General features: G+C 39.5%; 14 protein-coding genes. 7 read left to right on the forward strand and 7 right to left on the reverse strand.

Annotation, left to right across the window (positions count from 1 at the left end; all coding sequences use genetic code 11):
• The first annotated feature begins 18 nt into the window (after positions 1 to 18).
• The 5 genes from H8B19_RS07820 (at position 19) to prsT (ending at position 6,913) form a co-directional block, all read left to right on the forward strand.
• Positions 19 to 264 (forward strand): acyl carrier protein, encoded by a 246-nt coding sequence (locus H8B19_RS07820; protein WP_186506252.1) that lies wholly within the window; start codon positions 19 to 21, stop codon positions 262 to 264.
• A gap of 24 nt (positions 265 to 288) precedes the next feature.
• Positions 289 to 1,416 carry a non-hydrolyzing UDP-N-acetylglucosamine 2-epimerase gene (gene wecB, locus H8B19_RS07825; protein WP_186506253.1) on the forward strand — a complete coding sequence of 376 codons (1,128 nt, stop codon included), beginning with the start codon at positions 289 to 291 and terminating at the stop codon, positions 1,414 to 1,416.
• Between the two features lie 65 nt (positions 1,417 to 1,481).
• Positions 1,482 to 2,726 (forward strand): UDP-N-acetyl-D-mannosamine dehydrogenase, encoded by a 1,245-nt coding sequence (gene wecC, locus H8B19_RS07830; protein WP_186506254.1) that lies wholly within the window; start codon positions 1,482 to 1,484, stop codon positions 2,724 to 2,726.
• Positions 2,727 to 4,139, forward strand: a complete 1,413-nt coding sequence (locus H8B19_RS07835) for a mannose-1-phosphate guanylyltransferase/mannose-6-phosphate isomerase (protein ID WP_277816391.1) — start codon at positions 2,727 to 2,729, stop codon at positions 4,137 to 4,139. It abuts the gene before it with no gap.
• Positions 4,140 to 4,177: 38 nt separating this feature from the next.
• Positions 4,178 to 6,913 carry an XrtA/PEP-CTERM system TPR-repeat protein PrsT gene (gene prsT / locus H8B19_RS07840; RefSeq protein WP_186506255.1) on the forward strand — a complete coding sequence of 912 codons (2,736 nt, stop codon included), beginning with the start codon at positions 4,178 to 4,180 and terminating at the stop codon, positions 6,911 to 6,913.
• 485 nt (positions 6,914 to 7,398) lie between these two features.
• Here prsT and H8B19_RS07845 read toward each other — a convergent pair whose 3' ends face one another.
• From H8B19_RS07845 to tviB, 7 genes are all read right to left on the reverse strand, one after another.
• Complete coding sequence (locus tag H8B19_RS07845; protein ID WP_206683170.1) at positions 7,399 to 8,157, reverse strand: PEP-CTERM sorting domain-containing protein; 759 nt, start codon at positions 8,155 to 8,157, stop codon at positions 7,399 to 7,401.
• A gap of 187 nt (positions 8,158 to 8,344) precedes the next feature.
• Positions 8,345 to 9,400: a nitroreductase family protein gene (locus H8B19_RS07850; RefSeq protein WP_186506256.1), complete on the reverse strand. Its 1,056-nt coding sequence runs from the start codon at positions 9,398 to 9,400 to the stop codon at positions 8,345 to 8,347.
• A gap of 34 nt (positions 9,401 to 9,434) precedes the next feature.
• Positions 9,435 to 10,286 carry a ThiF family adenylyltransferase gene (locus tag H8B19_RS07855; protein WP_186506257.1) on the reverse strand — a complete coding sequence of 284 codons (852 nt, stop codon included), beginning with the start codon at positions 10,284 to 10,286 and terminating at the stop codon, positions 9,435 to 9,437.
• An 11-nt stretch (positions 10,287 to 10,297) separates the two neighbouring features.
• Complete coding sequence (locus H8B19_RS07860) at positions 10,298 to 11,068, reverse strand: PEP-CTERM/exosortase system-associated acyltransferase (RefSeq protein WP_186506258.1); 771 nt, start codon at positions 11,066 to 11,068, stop codon at positions 10,298 to 10,300.
• An 86-nt stretch (positions 11,069 to 11,154) separates the two neighbouring features.
• Positions 11,155 to 12,003: a patatin-like phospholipase family protein gene (locus H8B19_RS07865; RefSeq protein ID WP_186506413.1), complete on the reverse strand. Its 849-nt coding sequence runs from the start codon at positions 12,001 to 12,003 to the stop codon at positions 11,155 to 11,157.
• 111 nt (positions 12,004 to 12,114) lie between these two features.
• On the reverse strand, positions 12,115 to 13,131 hold the full coding sequence (locus H8B19_RS07870; protein ID WP_186506259.1) for an NAD-dependent epimerase: 1,017 nt from the start codon (positions 13,129 to 13,131) through the stop codon (positions 12,115 to 12,117).
• A gap of 9 nt (positions 13,132 to 13,140) precedes the next feature.
• The gene (gene tviB / locus H8B19_RS07875) at positions 13,141 to 14,412 is read right to left on the reverse strand and encodes a Vi polysaccharide biosynthesis UDP-N-acetylglucosamine C-6 dehydrogenase TviB (RefSeq protein WP_186506260.1); all 1,272 of its coding nucleotides are present in this window, start codon (positions 14,410 to 14,412) and stop codon (positions 13,141 to 13,143) included.
• A 129-nt stretch (positions 14,413 to 14,541) separates the two neighbouring features.
• Between tviB and H8B19_RS07880 the strand changes: the two genes are divergently transcribed.
• The gene (locus H8B19_RS07880) at positions 14,542 to 15,306 is read left to right on the forward strand and encodes a S1 family peptidase (RefSeq protein WP_186506261.1); all 765 of its coding nucleotides are present in this window, start codon (positions 14,542 to 14,544) and stop codon (positions 15,304 to 15,306) included.
• A gap of 131 nt (positions 15,307 to 15,437) precedes the next feature.
• Positions 15,438 to 16,019: a hypothetical protein gene (locus tag H8B19_RS07885; RefSeq protein ID WP_186506262.1), complete on the forward strand. Its 582-nt coding sequence runs from the start codon at positions 15,438 to 15,440 to the stop codon at positions 16,017 to 16,019.
• Positions 16,020 to 16,299 lie beyond the last annotated feature (280 nt).

Consider the following 16,299-nt stretch of genomic DNA (forward strand, 5'->3'; position numbering starts at 1 on the left):
AATACAGGTAGTTGGTAAATGAATGTAGCAGCACACGTAAAAGATATTTTAATAAATGTTATACAGATATCTGATGAAACGGAATTTGATGATGATACCCCGCTACTGGGTGCTATTGCCGAATTTGACTCAATGGCTATCGTAAATGTTATTACAACCATAGAAGAAACATTTGGCGTTGAAATTGATGATGATGAAATCAGTGCCGATGTATTTGAAGATTTTGGTTCATTGGTTGAGTTCGTTAAACAACACGTCGAATAATGCACAACTCGATAAGGATATTATGTGACATTTAAAAAAGTTTTATTAGTTTTTGGAACACGCCCTGAAGCAATAAAAATGGCGCCTTTGGCGTTAGTTCTCAAACAACAAAAAGAGCTAAATGTTGAAGTATGTGTAACGGCACAACATAGGGAAATGTTGGATCAGGTATTGTCCTTGTTCGAGCTCACCCCAGATTATGACTTGAACTTAATGAAACCCGGACAGGACTTATATGACATTACCACTAAGGTATTACTAGGTTTACGGGATGTGCTCACTCAATCCAATCCCGATTTAGTGTTAGTACATGGAGACACTACCACCACATTTGCTGCTTCATTAGCGGCCTTTTATCAAAAAATTGCAGTTGGTCATGTTGAAGCAGGTCTGAGAACAGGAAATCTGTTAAGCCCTTGGCCGGAAGAAGCCAATCGCAGTCTTACCGGCCGTATTACACAGCTCCATTTTGCGCCTACAGAGCAAGCTAAACAAAATTTGCTGGTTGAGAATATTGCTGAAGATACAATTTTTGTCACCGGTAATACCGTCATTGACGCACTGCTTAAAGTTGAAGAGAAAATTAATCAGGACAACGAATTAGAAAAATCATTGTCTGATAAATTTCCTTTTTTAGATCTTAATAAGAAAATGATACTGGTCACCGGGCACCGACGTGAAAGTTTTGGTGGTGGCTTTGAGCGCATTTGCTCTGCGATAAAAGAACTGGCTGATCGCGATGATGTCCAGGTTATTTACCCAGTTCACTTAAACCCCAATGTTCAGGAACCCGTTGATCGGATTTTAGGAAAGTCCAACAATGTTCACCTGATTCCGCCTCAGGATTACCTGCCATTTGTGTATCTTATGACTCGCTCTTATTTAATTCTGACTGATTCGGGCGGAGTACAGGAAGAGGCACCATCATTAGGTAAACCAGTACTAGTTATGCGGGATACCACTGAAAGACCTGAGGCAGTAAAAGCGGGAACAGTAAAACTTGTGGGCACGGACACAAATAAAATTCTTCAGGAAGCAAGTCATTTGCTGGATGATAAGTCTCAATATGAAGTCATGAGTTTTGCTCATAATCCATATGGAGATGGCAAAGCCTGTGAAAGAATTTGCGAAATAATAAGTGGTAAAAACTAACGCGGTCTTTTCCGACAATTAGTTTTATCCAACCAGATATAAAAACGATACATGGAGATTCGAAGGTGTTTGAAAAAGTTTCAGTTATTGGCTTAGGTTACATTGGCCTGCCTACGGCAGCGGTGATTGCATCTCGTGGTATTGAAGTTGTAGGCGTTGATGTCTCTGAAAATGCTGTTAATACTATCAATCAGGGTAAAGTACATATAGTTGAACCGGATCTGGATATGGTTGTTCAGGCGGCGGTCACTCTCGGCAAATTACGCGCTACACTCACTCCCGAAGCTGCTCAGGCATTCTTAATCGCAGTACCGACACCATTTAAAGAAGGCAAGAAGCCCGATTTAAGTTATATCCACAGTTCAGCTAAAGCAATTGCGCCCGTTTTAGAAAAAGGCAATCTGGTAATTCTTGAGTCCACGTCACCAGTGGGTGCGACAGAGCAACTCGCCAGTTGGCTTGAGGAACTTCGTCCGGATTTAACCTTCCCTCAAACAGCAGGCGAAGATGCTGATATTCAAATAGCACATTGTCCTGAGCGGGTGTTACCCGGACGAGTGCTTGAAGAGTTAGTGTCTAATGACCGAATTATTGGTGGTATGACAGCCAAATGCAGCGCTAAAGCAACTGAATTATATAAAACCTTTGTACGTGGAGAATGTATCACCACAAATAGCCGCACTGCTGAAATGGCCAAACTAACTGAAAACTCTTTTAGAGATGTTAATATCGCCTTTGCAAACGAGCTGTCTATTATCTGCGATAAGCTAAAAGTAAATGTATGGGAATTAATTGCACTTGCTAATCGTCACCCCCGCGTAAATATTCTAAGTCCGGGGCCAGGTGTAGGTGGTCATTGTATCGCGGTAGATCCCTGGTTTATTGTGGATTCAGCACCTGAAGAAGCACGTATGATCCGCTCTGCCCGCGAAATTAATGATGGGAAACCCGAATACGTACTTGAACAGGTAAAACAAGCAGCAGACCAGTTTAAACATCCAGTGATTGCTTGCCTTGGCTTAGCCTTTAAAGCCGATATAGACGATTTACGGGAAAGCCCCGCGCTTGACATCACTCAGAAGCTCTCATGCTCCAATGTTGGAAAAATTCTTGCCGTGGAGCCTAATATCAAAACTCTCCCACAAAAGTTAACAGATGCAGATGTTGAACTGGTAAATTTGCAGCAAGCCTTGGAACAAGCCAATGTTCTGGTTATTCTGGTTGATCATAAACCATTTAAAGCGCTTAGTAGCAACGACATCAACACCAAAGTTGTGGTTGACACTCGTGGTGTATTCAGCCGTTTTTAAATGATGATGGAAACAGAACTAATGATCATGCCGGTAATAATGTGTGGTGGCAGCGGTACAAGAATGTGGCCGCAGTCTCGTGAACATTATCCCAAACAATTTCTGAATTTAGTTGAGGCGGACTTAAGTTTATTACAATCGACAGTTCAGAGATTACCAAGCAATTGTTCACCAGCAATAGCAATTACTAACGAGCAACACCGTTTTTTAGTGGCTGAACAGCTCCGCGAAATAGATTATCACCCTCAGTCAATTGTGCTCGAACCAGAGGGGCGGAATACAGCCCCAGCTGTTGCCATCGCAGCATTTATGGCGCTGGAAAAAGGCCAGGATGCGACGCTGCTGATAATGGCCTCAGATCACTTTATTGAAAATAACATCGCTTTTCATCAATGCATTGAAAATGGCTTCAAACTCGCGAATCAAAATAAACTGGTTACATTCGGCATAGTCCCAAGTTCACCGGAAACAGGTTATGGATACATTAAAAAAGGGATATCAACAGGTATCAACGCCTTTAATATTGAACAATTTGTTGAAAAGCCGGACTTAGTCACCGCACAACAATACGTATCCAGCGGTGATTATTTGTGGAATAGCGGTATGTTTATGTTTAAAGCCTCACTTTATTTGGCTGAACTAGAGAAGTACAGACCAGATATTTATCAAGCCTGCCTTGAAGCCAGCCAGAATAATCAAAATGATCTGGATTTTACTCGACTTGATCATGATGCATTTTGTGCCTGTCCCAGCGAATCGATTGATTACGCGGTTATGGAAAAAACAAATTTGGGAGTGACCGTACCTTTAGATGCTGGCTGGTGTGATGTTGGCTCCTGGAGTGCCTTGTGGGAACTGCTCCCCAAAGATAAAAATAACAATTACCTGCGTGGTGACATCATAAGTGAACAAACTTATGACTGTTACATAAATGGCAAAAACAGATTAATTGCTACTCTTGGTTTGGAGAACTTTATTATTGTTGATACAGATGATGCACTACTTATCGCCAATAAAGATAAAGTCCAGGATATAAAAAAAATTGTCGCTGAATTAAACAAAGCTAACCGACCAGAAAGTATTAATCACAGGAAAATTTATCGTCCATGGGGTAGTTATGACTCCATCGATGAAGGAACTCGTTTTCAGGTAAAACGTATTACTTTAAAGCCCGGGAAAAAGATGACAACACAAATGCATCACCACCGAGCTGAACACTGGATTGTTGTATCGGGTACCGCTCGAGTAGTCAAAAATGACGTAGAAGAACTACTTACTGAAAACCAATCTACATATATACCAATAGGTGTGAAACATTCACTGGAAAACCCTGGTCAGCTCCCACTTGAGGTAATTGAAGTACAATCTGGACAGCTCTTTGGGGACCAAGACATAATCAGATTTAATGATTAAATCACTATCATTAAATATCAGTCAGAGAAGGGAACATAATGACTACAAAAAAATTAACCATCACCTTAGTTGCAGCAGCGATAATTAGTCTAACAGGCTGTGGACAGAAATCAGCAGAACAATATTTAGAGAGTGCGCAACAGTTTCAACAACAAGGAGACTTTAAGTCAGCAATAATCGAACTAAAAAATGCGATTAGCGCCAATCCGTCTAATAGTGAGATGCGATTGAAACTTGGGCAAATATACTTAGAACAAAGCAATTTCACTGCAGCAGATAAAGAACTCAATAAAGCATTAGATTTGAACGCAACCGCAGACGACGTACTGCCCTTCCTAGTTAAAACACAATATTATTTAGCTGATTATGAAAGAGCAGTTTCACTTGCTCAAAGTATTCAATTAAGCGATGAACAGGCTCAAAGTCGAGTAAGTTTCTATAGCTATATTTCTAATCTACGTTCGCCTTTACCTTCCACAGACTATTCATTTCCTCAGGATCTAATTGGTGATGACCAAATATTAGGGAAGATATATCAGGCGTTAACTAACAACGAATTAGAATCAGCTGAGCAACTGAGCCATTCACTTGAAGAAAATAACTATGAATTGGCTCAAAAAAATTATGTAAAAGGTTTAATTGCTTCACAACAACAAAAGTTTAGTGAAGCCAGTCAATATTATCAGAAAGCCTTAAAAATCTATCCCAGCTGGCACCAAGTATCTTTTCAGCTGGCGGATGCGCAAATCAGAGATAAAGACTATAACGCTGCATCCAGCGTAATTGATCGTCTGCTTACACTTAATAAAGAAAATCCTTATGCCAATTTACTCAAGGCTCGGATTTATTTTGAACAACAGGATTACGCAAAAGCATTACCACATGCAGAAAAAGCAGTTCAAAATGGTCTGAACTCTAAAATGGCGCAACTGATTGCAGGCAGTAGTGCCTTAAAAGAGAAAAAGTTGGAGCTAGCATATAAATATCTAACTCAGGCTGCTCAAGGCATGAGTAAAGATAATCTAGTCTATCGCCTATTGGCCCAAACGCAGCTTTTGCTTGGTTACACAGAAGAAGCACAAAATACACTCAGTCAACTGGAAGGACTGAGTAAAATTGACGCCGACCTTTTTTCCTCAACAGGTATAAAGCTGGCCCTAAAAGGTGACGTTGACGAAGCAAAAACGTTTTTTGAAAAAGCAAACCAGGCCGATTCTTCCAATGCAGCAAATCTACTCAAAGAGGGAATGCTTAAACTCGCAACCGATGATGCATCAGCGATAACAACGGTTGAGAAAGCTATTCAGCAGGATGATGAATTAAAGCAAGCCTGGATGGTATTAGCTCGGGCTTATCTAAAGCAAGGTAAAAATGCAGAGGCATTCAAAGTTGCAAACGATTGGCAGCAAAAATCCCCCGCAGATGGCTTAACCCTAAAAGGGGTTATTTATCAGGAGTTAAACCAACCACAAAAAGCAGCAGAGGCATTTAAACAAGCTCTAGAAATTGAACCTACACATGTAGGGGCCTACTTTTTACTTTTGAGGGCCTACCAGCAACTAAACGAACTTGATCGTGCGATCGAAGTAGGTAGGGATATTATAACTATCTCACCTGATGAGATGCGTGCCTATGTATTACTACTACAATTATTTGAACAGTCTCATAAGCTAAAAGAAATTAAACCGATACTTGAACAAAAAATAACAGAAGAACCAGACCTACTTAGCCCTAAGGTTGCATTGGCCCTCTATTACAGAAGTTCAAGCAAACCGCAAGAAGCCATATCTATCCTTGAACCGATAACGGAACTAAACAGTCTAGGACTCATTATCCTTGGTGACTCAAATTTACAAGCGAAAGATCTAGTTAAGGCATCAGCGGCTTATAATAGATTACGGGATAAATTTCCAAATGACTCACGCGGATGGTTGAGAGGAATTGGCGTACTAGAACTACAAGGTAATACACAACAAGCGTTAGAGCTGACAGAAAAGGCTCTAAAAAAATTTCCAAATTCACAATCTCTAAAACTATTGCAAATAAACTATCAAACACAAACAGGTCAACTGGAAAAAGCCAACCATTCCCTGACCCTTTTGAAAAACACTCAAAATGCAGAAAACGACACCCTGCTAAAATATGAAGGTGAACTAGCTCTTGCAAATAAAAATTTTAAGCAAGCTCAAAATCTTCTCGAGAAATTTTATGAACGTTATCCGTCTTTTATTTCTGCCGTCCCTCTTGCAAGAGCAATGCAATCAAATAACCAATTTGAAAAGGCATCCAAGCTACTTGAAGATGAATACGCAAAATTAGATGATCCTAACAAGCATAATCATACTATGGCCGAGTTTTTTAGTTTTAATGGTGCTTACGAAAAAGCGGCATTGTATTATCAAAATGCGCTTAAACTTAATCCTCAAGACATCGCTGCAATAAACAATCTGGCAATAGTTGAAATTAGCAGAGGCAACTCATTGAAAGGATTAGAGCTTGCTAAACAAGCTTATAGCCTGTCACCATCAATTCCTCAAATTGAAGACACACTAGGTTTTGCTTATTTGCGTAATGAGCAATTAGAGCAAGCCAACACACACCTTACAAATGCAACAAAACTGTTACCAAACGATAATGACGCCAAGTTACATTATGCAGAACTTCTGATATTAACTGATAAACATTCTCAAGCCCGAAAACTACTTGAAAACTTAACATCAGAAAGCGCAAAAATAATTAGCAGGAAAGAAGAGCTACTAAACAAATTACAGTGAGTTGATAACACAATAAGCATCCTCATGAGAATTGAGGATGCTTCTGTAAATACTGTTTAAAATTATAACTAGGCCATCAGTATAGGTAGAGATCATTCTGGTTATTCCAGAACTTAGGTTTAAAACCTTACCTGAAATATATTCTTTGCAAGCAACAGATTAAGTATTTCAGTAGTATCTTATGACCTTATGCATTGGTATCTTTAAATTGAATTATATTCCAAGGCATGGTTATCAAAATAATTACAAAAGACTTAATTAGTAATGTGGATATTTTATGTAATGAACAATTCAGCATCCAAACATAAGCTACGTCATATCAACTTAAGTGAAGCAGAAAAATCAGTTTGTATCTCCCCCTTTCTGACTAATTTGTAATTAAAGAATGAACTTCGCAATTTAGATGAAATCGTAAATTTATTACAATAACCAGACAAAAAAAGCCAGCTTAACGCTGGCTCTTTGCATCTAGAAAGTTCAAGAATTTATGCTTTCTTACGGCGCGCAAAACCTGCAAAACCAAGCATACCTAAACCTAATAACGCCAATGAAGAAGGTTCAGGAATTGAGTTACCAGTAATCTGGAAACTTCCGCCTAACTGAGTGTCACTACCAATACCTTGGAATGAAGAATCCAGTACCATATCATAGCCACCAGCTTCACCATTAGTATCGAAATTGTTCCATGCTAACCCAACTTGCTCAACATTCAATAATGCAGAACCGTTACCAGTATCAGAACCTGTACCCAAGTTATCCGCACCTGAACCACTAAGTGAATCAGAAGTTAACTGCAACCATAAGTCACCATCACCAGCAGTACCCGAAGTACCATTGTAATTTTGTGCATAATCAACAAAGAAATTGATTTCCAGATTAGTGAATTCGAAATCACCTTCGTTACCTACAACGCCTAAAGTACCTGAAGTGATATCAAAACTTACCAACTCCATAGAGAAGGTGAAAGTTAACTCACAACCTGGACAAAACAGAGCTGAATTTGGATCCTGAGAGTTAATGTTCAGCACCCGGCCATAACCGGTCAATATTTCACCAGGAGTACCTGATGCAACATCTTCCAGGATAGCGCCACGCATGTTGAAATCCTGTAACATAGGGAACGGGTTATTAAGTTCTTCATCCGGATCCCAAATAACACCACCAACATTGATTGGGCTAGCCATCGCACCAACTGATAGAATCAGTGCAGATAAACCAGCAGCGCAAGCTTTTTTAAAGTTCATAACAAATTCCTTCCTATTACTTTTCAACAATCGCCAGTTAAACTCAGCGATTGGCTAAATTAACTGTCCCGACAAGGTAAAAGCAATATAGATGCCAACTCAACAATAATATATAACACATTGTTTTTATTATATTTTATTAAAAATCAATTCAACAGTCATAACCTGTATGTAAAAAATTTCGACACTATTCTTTTAAGAAAGATGAAGCTTGTCTGCGTTGTGTCTTAGCTACCGTATCCTTCATATATCCAACACGCAAAAACATAATCGTTTTAAATATATTTCCCGAAATATCATCGAGTTGTTTTTCAATCAGTCCAAGCTCTTTCATCAAATTTGGCTCTATATCTGGCTTTGCCAGAGTCAAAACACCAGGGGCAGCATATAATTGCACAGATAACCCTTGAGATGTGCACTCAAGCCATATACGCATAAGCTGTCTACCGGCATTAATTATACCATCCCGCGAAATATCAGAACTCGATAGCATTAACAGCCCTGGTGAAGAGTTAATTGGCTTTACAACTGACTTTTTGGCAATTTCCTTACTTGCGCCAATAAAATTAAGTAATCGCATGATTTTCCAGTTACTCATTATCTTAAAACCAGCTTTTTCGAACTTTGCAATTCCTAGTACGTCCAAGTTCATCCCCACTGGAGTGGGATCGTAGTTGAATACAACTGTCTTAAATAATTCCTGATGTAATACTTCAGATTCAAATCTAATTTTTTCTGCTCGATAAATAACAGGGACTATGCTGCTTATTTGATCTGGTTCATTAAACACTTTAAGTTGGCATCGTTTATCAGAAATAGCACTACTGATTCTTGCAATTGTTTCATCATTTACATGACCACCAAATGGAAATCTTCGGTCAGTACGTCGCTCTGATATTTGTTCCGCCAACCTTTCAGCATTTGCTCGAGCCTGCTCACTCGAAGGTTTGGAAAAAACAACTGCGGCAACATAGAAGACAGAATTTGCACCTTCAGGGAAATAATTGACAGTCGTCTCATATCCTAAACTTTGTGCTTGAATAGTAACGGATTCTATCACTGCGCCGATTGCCAGGTCAGACAATACAAACGTTTTATCTGTTGCATGTCCACAAAGCCTCTCATCCAAAAACAATGATAAACAGTTATCATTATCCCATTTATATAAAAAGGGTTGAGAGTTATCAGCGGAAGGCGCCTGTATCGCCGCATCTAATATTTGTTTCTGATGAATATCATCCATATTGCGCTAAACTCACTTCAAAATAATTAAAAGTTTAAATACCCCAAGCTTTTTTTGCAGCAATCAATTTGGCTTGAAACTCATCATTTTTATGGCCATTAGGGATAGAAGTTTTTTCCATTTGATTCAAATAAGGATCCCAATGCATGCCTTCCGGAGCACACACCAATTCACCTCTATTTAATAAAATTTTGACTGCATAAGCAGCCGCCACACCGGCGGACATGGTACAGCCAATAATAGTGGAAGGGCCTTTTTTAGCATTTAGATCAAGACGGGTAGGATCAACTAGATATGTGGACTGCAAATTAGCAGGGGCTAAACCTAGATAAAACCTTAAATACTGCTCGGTTTCTGATACGCCACCCATACCAAAATATTCCTCAAACGTCATTTGGCCTGGCATAAAACATAAAAAAGCGGTTCCCATGCCTAACGGAGCCGCAGTAATTGCCGGTATCCCTCTTTCTGCACATGCAGCGAAAACAGATCTACGGGCATCAATTGCAAAAAAATCCAAACTATCGATATATAAATCAACACCATATAGAAACTCATCGAGATTGCGATCATTAATGCCTTGCGCAAACTGATGGATCTCAGCTTCAGGATTTACATCAAGCACCATGTCATTAATAACATTCAACTTAGGGCGATCAACACTCGACATAGTCGCTCCGATCTGACGATTGAAGTTTTCTATTCCATATTCATCAAAATCGGCAAGACTAAATTTTCCAATCCCCGTTCTGGCCATAGTTAGTGTGTGAATTCCACCAACACCACCACAACCAGCTATTGCGACCTTCTTACCTCTCAATTGCTGCTGTTCTTCTTCTGTATACCAGCCGATATTTCTGGAAAAGGCGTCTTCGTATTTAAACATTGTGTTCCCTACTATTGAGGTTGTTTAATAATGTATGGGTACAGTTTTATTTGCCTGACTAACTGCTGTTCAAGCAATGAATAAAGTTCCAACATATCGTCATTAAATTGAGATTCAAAATTACTTCTGGTTAAACAAAACAGAGCCCTTGTTCCACGATAATCTTTGGCTTCAGATATTTGCTCAAACATCAATCCAACTCGTTCTAGTCTTTTTTTAAGACGAGGTTCCACAACCACGTACATCATTTCATGATTGCAAATCTTGGCAAAAGAAATGATGCTCAAATACAATCCAATGGCGATATTGGGAAAATTGCTTCTTTCTTCCCCTGAAAATACATCTTCTGAACTTTCTTCATTTAAGATAAAGGGTTGTTTTTTCTCACCAGCCCTGCGTCTAAATGTTTGTGGCACCGCCAGACGTGACACTTCACCGAATGCCCCTCTAGGCAAAGACTCAGGCCTAGTTGCTGATTCATACATACAATCTGAAAAATGACCTTCGAATGGCAATGCGAGATGAGACTTTTCAGGTGGTGGGATCACAAGCCTAACGGTACCGGCATACAAACCCGTTCGCTTGTGCCGCAATAATAATGAATGTGCGTATTTATCGAATAAATCAGTTTCAGTGCCAGCCTGAGTTGTGGGCTCCCAACCTAGCTCTTCCGCATATACCTGATGTCTGATTTTGTAACCTTCAGTTCTTTTTGATACATCATCTGCGTACACTATTTCAAAATATGAGTTGAAATTTTCCGCTAACGATAAACTTGCCATTTTAAGTCTCTATAGTTTTTTTATTTGCATTCAATTGCGAGTCAACTTTACCACAGCAATTTTCTTAAAAGATAACTCTTCACCGTTTAATCTTTATTACTACTTAACCCCATTTTGATCGGTAAATATTCTTGCACTGTATTCAGGCCCACCAAATATAACGCTTCTTTTTGCTCTGCTGATAATGAAAAATTAACTGAAGAAAGTGCTCCTGTATTAATAACAATAGTATTGTGCCAATAACCATTTTGAATATATTCGCGCGAAATGGCACTCATAAATGTTCTGATTAACAACTCGATATAAGTAACTATGGGTAACCAGTGCAAAGGTTGTAAGTTTTTTACCTCTGACTCACTTCTCAGTCTGAAACAAACTACTGGAGTACCGTCTCCCGCCCAATCTTCAAATAAAGCATCCTCAGCTAAGATGGCTCCATCAACTAAAATATGATTTTTGTATGGCTGAAAGCTAAATACTAACGGGATAGACATAGAAAACCGAACGGCTTTCGACACTTTTAAATTAGGTGTATTTTTCTTGTCAAAAACAACCGGTCCTCCACCATTAACATCAGTAGCAAGTATATGAAGATGCATATGCAACTCTGAGAAGGTGACTCCTTCCAATTGCTCGTCTATCCATTCCTCAAATTTCTCACCATTGCACAAACCACCGCTTTTTATCAGAGTCCATATGGAATAACCATTAAACTGACGAAAATCAGTATTCATAGCCAGTTTTTTTATTTCTTTCGTGGTCATTCCGGACGAATACAAAGCAGCAACGATTGATCCTCCTGATACACCCACAATATGGTCAAACTCTATATTGAGGTTACACAAAGCATCCAAAATGCCAATGTGGGCGGGTAGCCTTGTTCCTCCACCAGAAAATATAGGAACAATCTTCCCACACTGCCCGCGATAGACCACGTCACTCACACAACTCAAACCTTTGTTATTTTTTGAGCGTTAAGTATGGCTCATATTTTCACTGAAAGTGACAGAAATGATTAACACCAACCATCTACAAAAAAATCGCGGTTATACATTGTAAAAATCAGTGTACCAATCAATAAATTGCCCAACACCGTTCTCAATATTGGTTTTAGGTGAATAATTCAATTGTTCAGTTAGTTCGGTCACATCTGCATAGGTGTCCGGAACATCACCCGGTTGTAGGGGAAGCAGTTCTTTTTCTGCAGTTTTTCCGAGCTTTGTCTCAATAGCCGCAATAAAATCCAGCAACTTAATCGGTTGACTCGCGCCTATATTATAGACCCTGTAAGGAGCCTTACTACTCGCCGGATCGGGAGATTTTCCTGACCAGGCAGGATTGGGCTGAGCAGTATGATCCAATGTACGTACAATACCTTGCACAATATCATCAATATATGTGAAGTCTCGTTTATGCTCACCAAAATTAAATACCTTAATAGGTTCATCATTTAATATTGCTTTGGTAAACGAAAATAACGCCATATCAGGCCTGCCCCACGGCCCGTAAACAGTGAAAAAACGCAGGCCAGTGGTAGGCAATCCATATAAATGACTGTAGGTATGAGCCATCAACTCATTGCTTTTTTTGCTCGCAGCATACAATGAAACAGGATGATCAACATTGTCGTGGATAGAAAACGGTGTTGATTCGTTTGCGCCATAAACTGAACTGGAAGAGGCATAAACCAAATGTTTAACTTCATTATGACGACACCCCTCCAGAATATTCATAAAGCCTACAATATTGCTTTCAATGTAAGCGTGGGGATTTTCAATTGAGTACCTAACCCCAGCCTGTGCAGCAAGGTGAATGACCTTATCGAATTTCTCCGTTGAGAACAGAGCCTCTAACTTTTGGCGGTCCGCTACATCCATTTTTATAAAGGAGAAATTATTAGCATTGCCACTTTGAGTAATTTTATCTAAACGGGCTTGCTTAAGATTAACATCGTAATAATCATTTATGTTGTCGATTCCAACAACTTGATCACCACGGGATAGCAACTGAAGACAAGTGTGAAACCCAATAAAACCCGCTACCCCTGTAATTAATATTTTCATTCTAAAACCTTATAAACGAATATCGACAAGAGACTTGTCCAATATATATTTGAGGTCGTAGATAACTCTGTTTTCCTTGCATAACGCAGACAAATCATCATTCGACATTGATTTAAACTGCTGATGGGAAACGGCTGCTATCACCGCATCATATTTGTTTTTATCAGGAATGGATATTAAAGAGAGTCCGTACTCATGCTCCACTTCGTCTGGGTCAGCCCACGGGTCATAAATGTCTACATTTATGTGGTAGTGTTTAAGTTCTTTTACAATATCAACAACTTTAGTATTTCGAATATCTGGACAATTTTCTTTGAAAGTTAACCCCATCAACAAGACGTTGGCATTATTCACCATAATTCGTTTATTCAGCATTGCCTTAATGAGCTGACTAACAACATATTCCCCCATATGGTCATTAAGGCGCCGTCCCGCGAGTATCACTTCAGGGTGGTATCCCAATTCCTCTGCTTTGTGCGTTAGATAATAAGGGTCAACACCGATGCAATGCCCTCCGACTAACCCTGGACGAAACGGTAAAAAGTTCCATTTACTGCCCGCTGCCAGTAATACCTCTTCAGTGTCAATTCCAGCTCGATTAAAAATAATCGCCAGTTCATTAATTAAGGCAATATTCAAATCGCGCTGTGTGTTTTCGATCACTTTTGCAGCTTCAGCCACTTTAATTGAAGAAGCTTTGTGCGTGCCAGCTGTAATAATGCTTGCATACAGCTGATCCACCTTGTCTGCAATTTCTTTGGTTGAGCCAGATGTTACTTTGGTAATATTTTCAACCCGATGCTCCTTATCCCCAGGGTTAATCCGCTCAGGACTGTAACCCGCATAAAAATCCTGATTGAAAATAAGACCTGAGCCTTGTTCCAGTAAAGGAATGCAAACTTCTTCCGTCGCCCCAGGAAAAACAGTGGACTCATAAATGACGATGTCACCTTTTTTAATTACTTTCGCCAATGACGCACTGGCTTTTTGTAATGGCGTTAAATCTGGTTGGCGGTTTTTATCGATTGGTGTTGGAACAGTGACAATATAGATATTCGCGGACGCTATTTGATTTAAATCTGACGTAAAAGAAAGTTGTGAAGCAGCTTTAAGTTCTTCAGCACTGACTTCCAGAGTACTGTCAGTACCTGTATTTAATTCTTCTATCCGTTGCTGGCTTATATCAAATCCGGTGGTTGAATATTTTTTCCCAAAAGCAACCGCCAATGGTAATCCAACGTACCCAAGTCCCACAATCGCCAATCTTACTGATTTATCCATTCCATTTCCCTGTCAATTATGTGTATACACGCTCTAATCTGCGATATCTTAGTCGTTATAAAAAATTAGATTCTAAAGACTCTATATTTAATACTTATTATTATCATGAATTTGAGACAAAAAAACACAATGTTTTCAAGAATACTACTGCTGATAACAGGTTTATTAACATACATTTCAGCAAACGCTGAGACGGCATTACCAGAATTGGTAAAACAGATTAAACCATCAGTAGTCGGGATTGGAATGTATGAACCGTTAGGCTCACCGAGAAGCCAGCTTAATGGTTCAGGATTTGTCATTGCTGACGGACATTATGTCGCCACTAATTATCATGTTGTTGATCAACAACTCGACCCAAATCGAAATCAGTCTCATGTTGTTTTTATTGGCCAGGGTGAACATCCCAAATTAGCCAAGGCGGAAATTGTGGCTTTTGATGCAGCACATGATATTGCGATTTTAAAAATGAGTGAGAAAGCCAAACCCTTTATAATTGCATCAGATAATTATATTGATGATGGAACAGATGTCGCGTTTACTGGTTTTCCAATCGGAGCCATTTTAGGTTTATATCCTGCCACACACAGGGGCGTAATTTCAGCCTTAACACCAGTAGTCATCCCAAGTGCAAATGCCAAACAATTAAGTATAGAAATGATGAAGCGCTTGAGAGAACCTTATTTTGTCTATCAAATGGACGCCACTGCCTTTCCGGGTAACAGTGGAAGTCCGGTTTATGAACTAAATAACGGTCAGGTTGTAGCGATAATCAACAAAGTATTTGTACAAAGGACAAAAGAGGCCGCGATAACGGATCCAAGCGGTATCAGTTATGCCATTCCAGTTAAATATTTGAGGGAACTTGCCAAAAGCATTAATATAGAACTGTAGCTGTCAGTTTTTTTTACAGCATCACAAGGAATTTGATACTTTTTCAGCTAAATATCAAACAGTTACCAATTGGATCAAAAATTGCTTAGTAACATTGCTGAGGTGTTTTTGAGGTGAGGAATTGCAGCAACATGACAGATTTAAACAAATCAAATCAGTCTGATAAATCAGTCGACAATAGAAGATCGTTCCTGAAAAAAGCTGGGACGGCTTCAATTATTGCTGCGTTACCGGTCAGAAACGTGTGGGCATCTTACGATGCATGTACCATTTCAGGCGCTATGTCTGGCAATCACTCGCAGCAACAAACCTGTACCATTCAGGGGCGCTCTCCTGGATACTGGCACAATTATTGTGACTCAAGAAACCGTACATACAGTGTTCAGGGCTATGGCACCTCAGGCAGTTGGGGATACAGCGCAGAAAACTACCCATGGAAAGATGTCTTTGGGTGGGGACGTTCTCCTTTTGGAGGAACCAGTAGCAGAAAAGGATTACATGAATTTCTGCCTCAGGAAGGTAGCTACAATAATTATGGCGGACCAGACAATATAAACCGCCATCTTGTAGCAGCATACTACAACGCCGTGAATGGATTTTATCCGTTGCAGCCAGGTACTTATCCTGAACAATATGTTCAAATGCTTTATGATGAAGCCAAGAGAAGTGGCACATACACTGTTGCTCAGGCAATTCAGGACACTTACCAGTAGTCAGCTCTTACTGTGCTCTATAAATTACATCCCCAAGTAAAAATTCATTACGCCAGCGATAAGTCTGGCGTTTTAATTTTTAGCGGTTTCAAAGGGCAAATTTGTCAGTTTTCTGCTGCGATTATCAGTCTGATAACAGCACTGGAAGCCCTACCGTCGATCTCATATTCTCTATACTGCAATTTACCGAGTGAATTAAATAATGCTCAACGCGAGGAAGTTTGGCATAGTTTAATTAATCACTATATCTTAACTAAAAGCCCGGCAGAGTAATTTATCT

The sequence above is a fragment of the Neptunicella marina genome (assembly GCF_014270035.1).
In the GTDB taxonomy this organism is placed as follows: Bacteria; Pseudomonadota; Gammaproteobacteria; order Enterobacterales; family Alteromonadaceae; genus Neptunicella; species Neptunicella marina.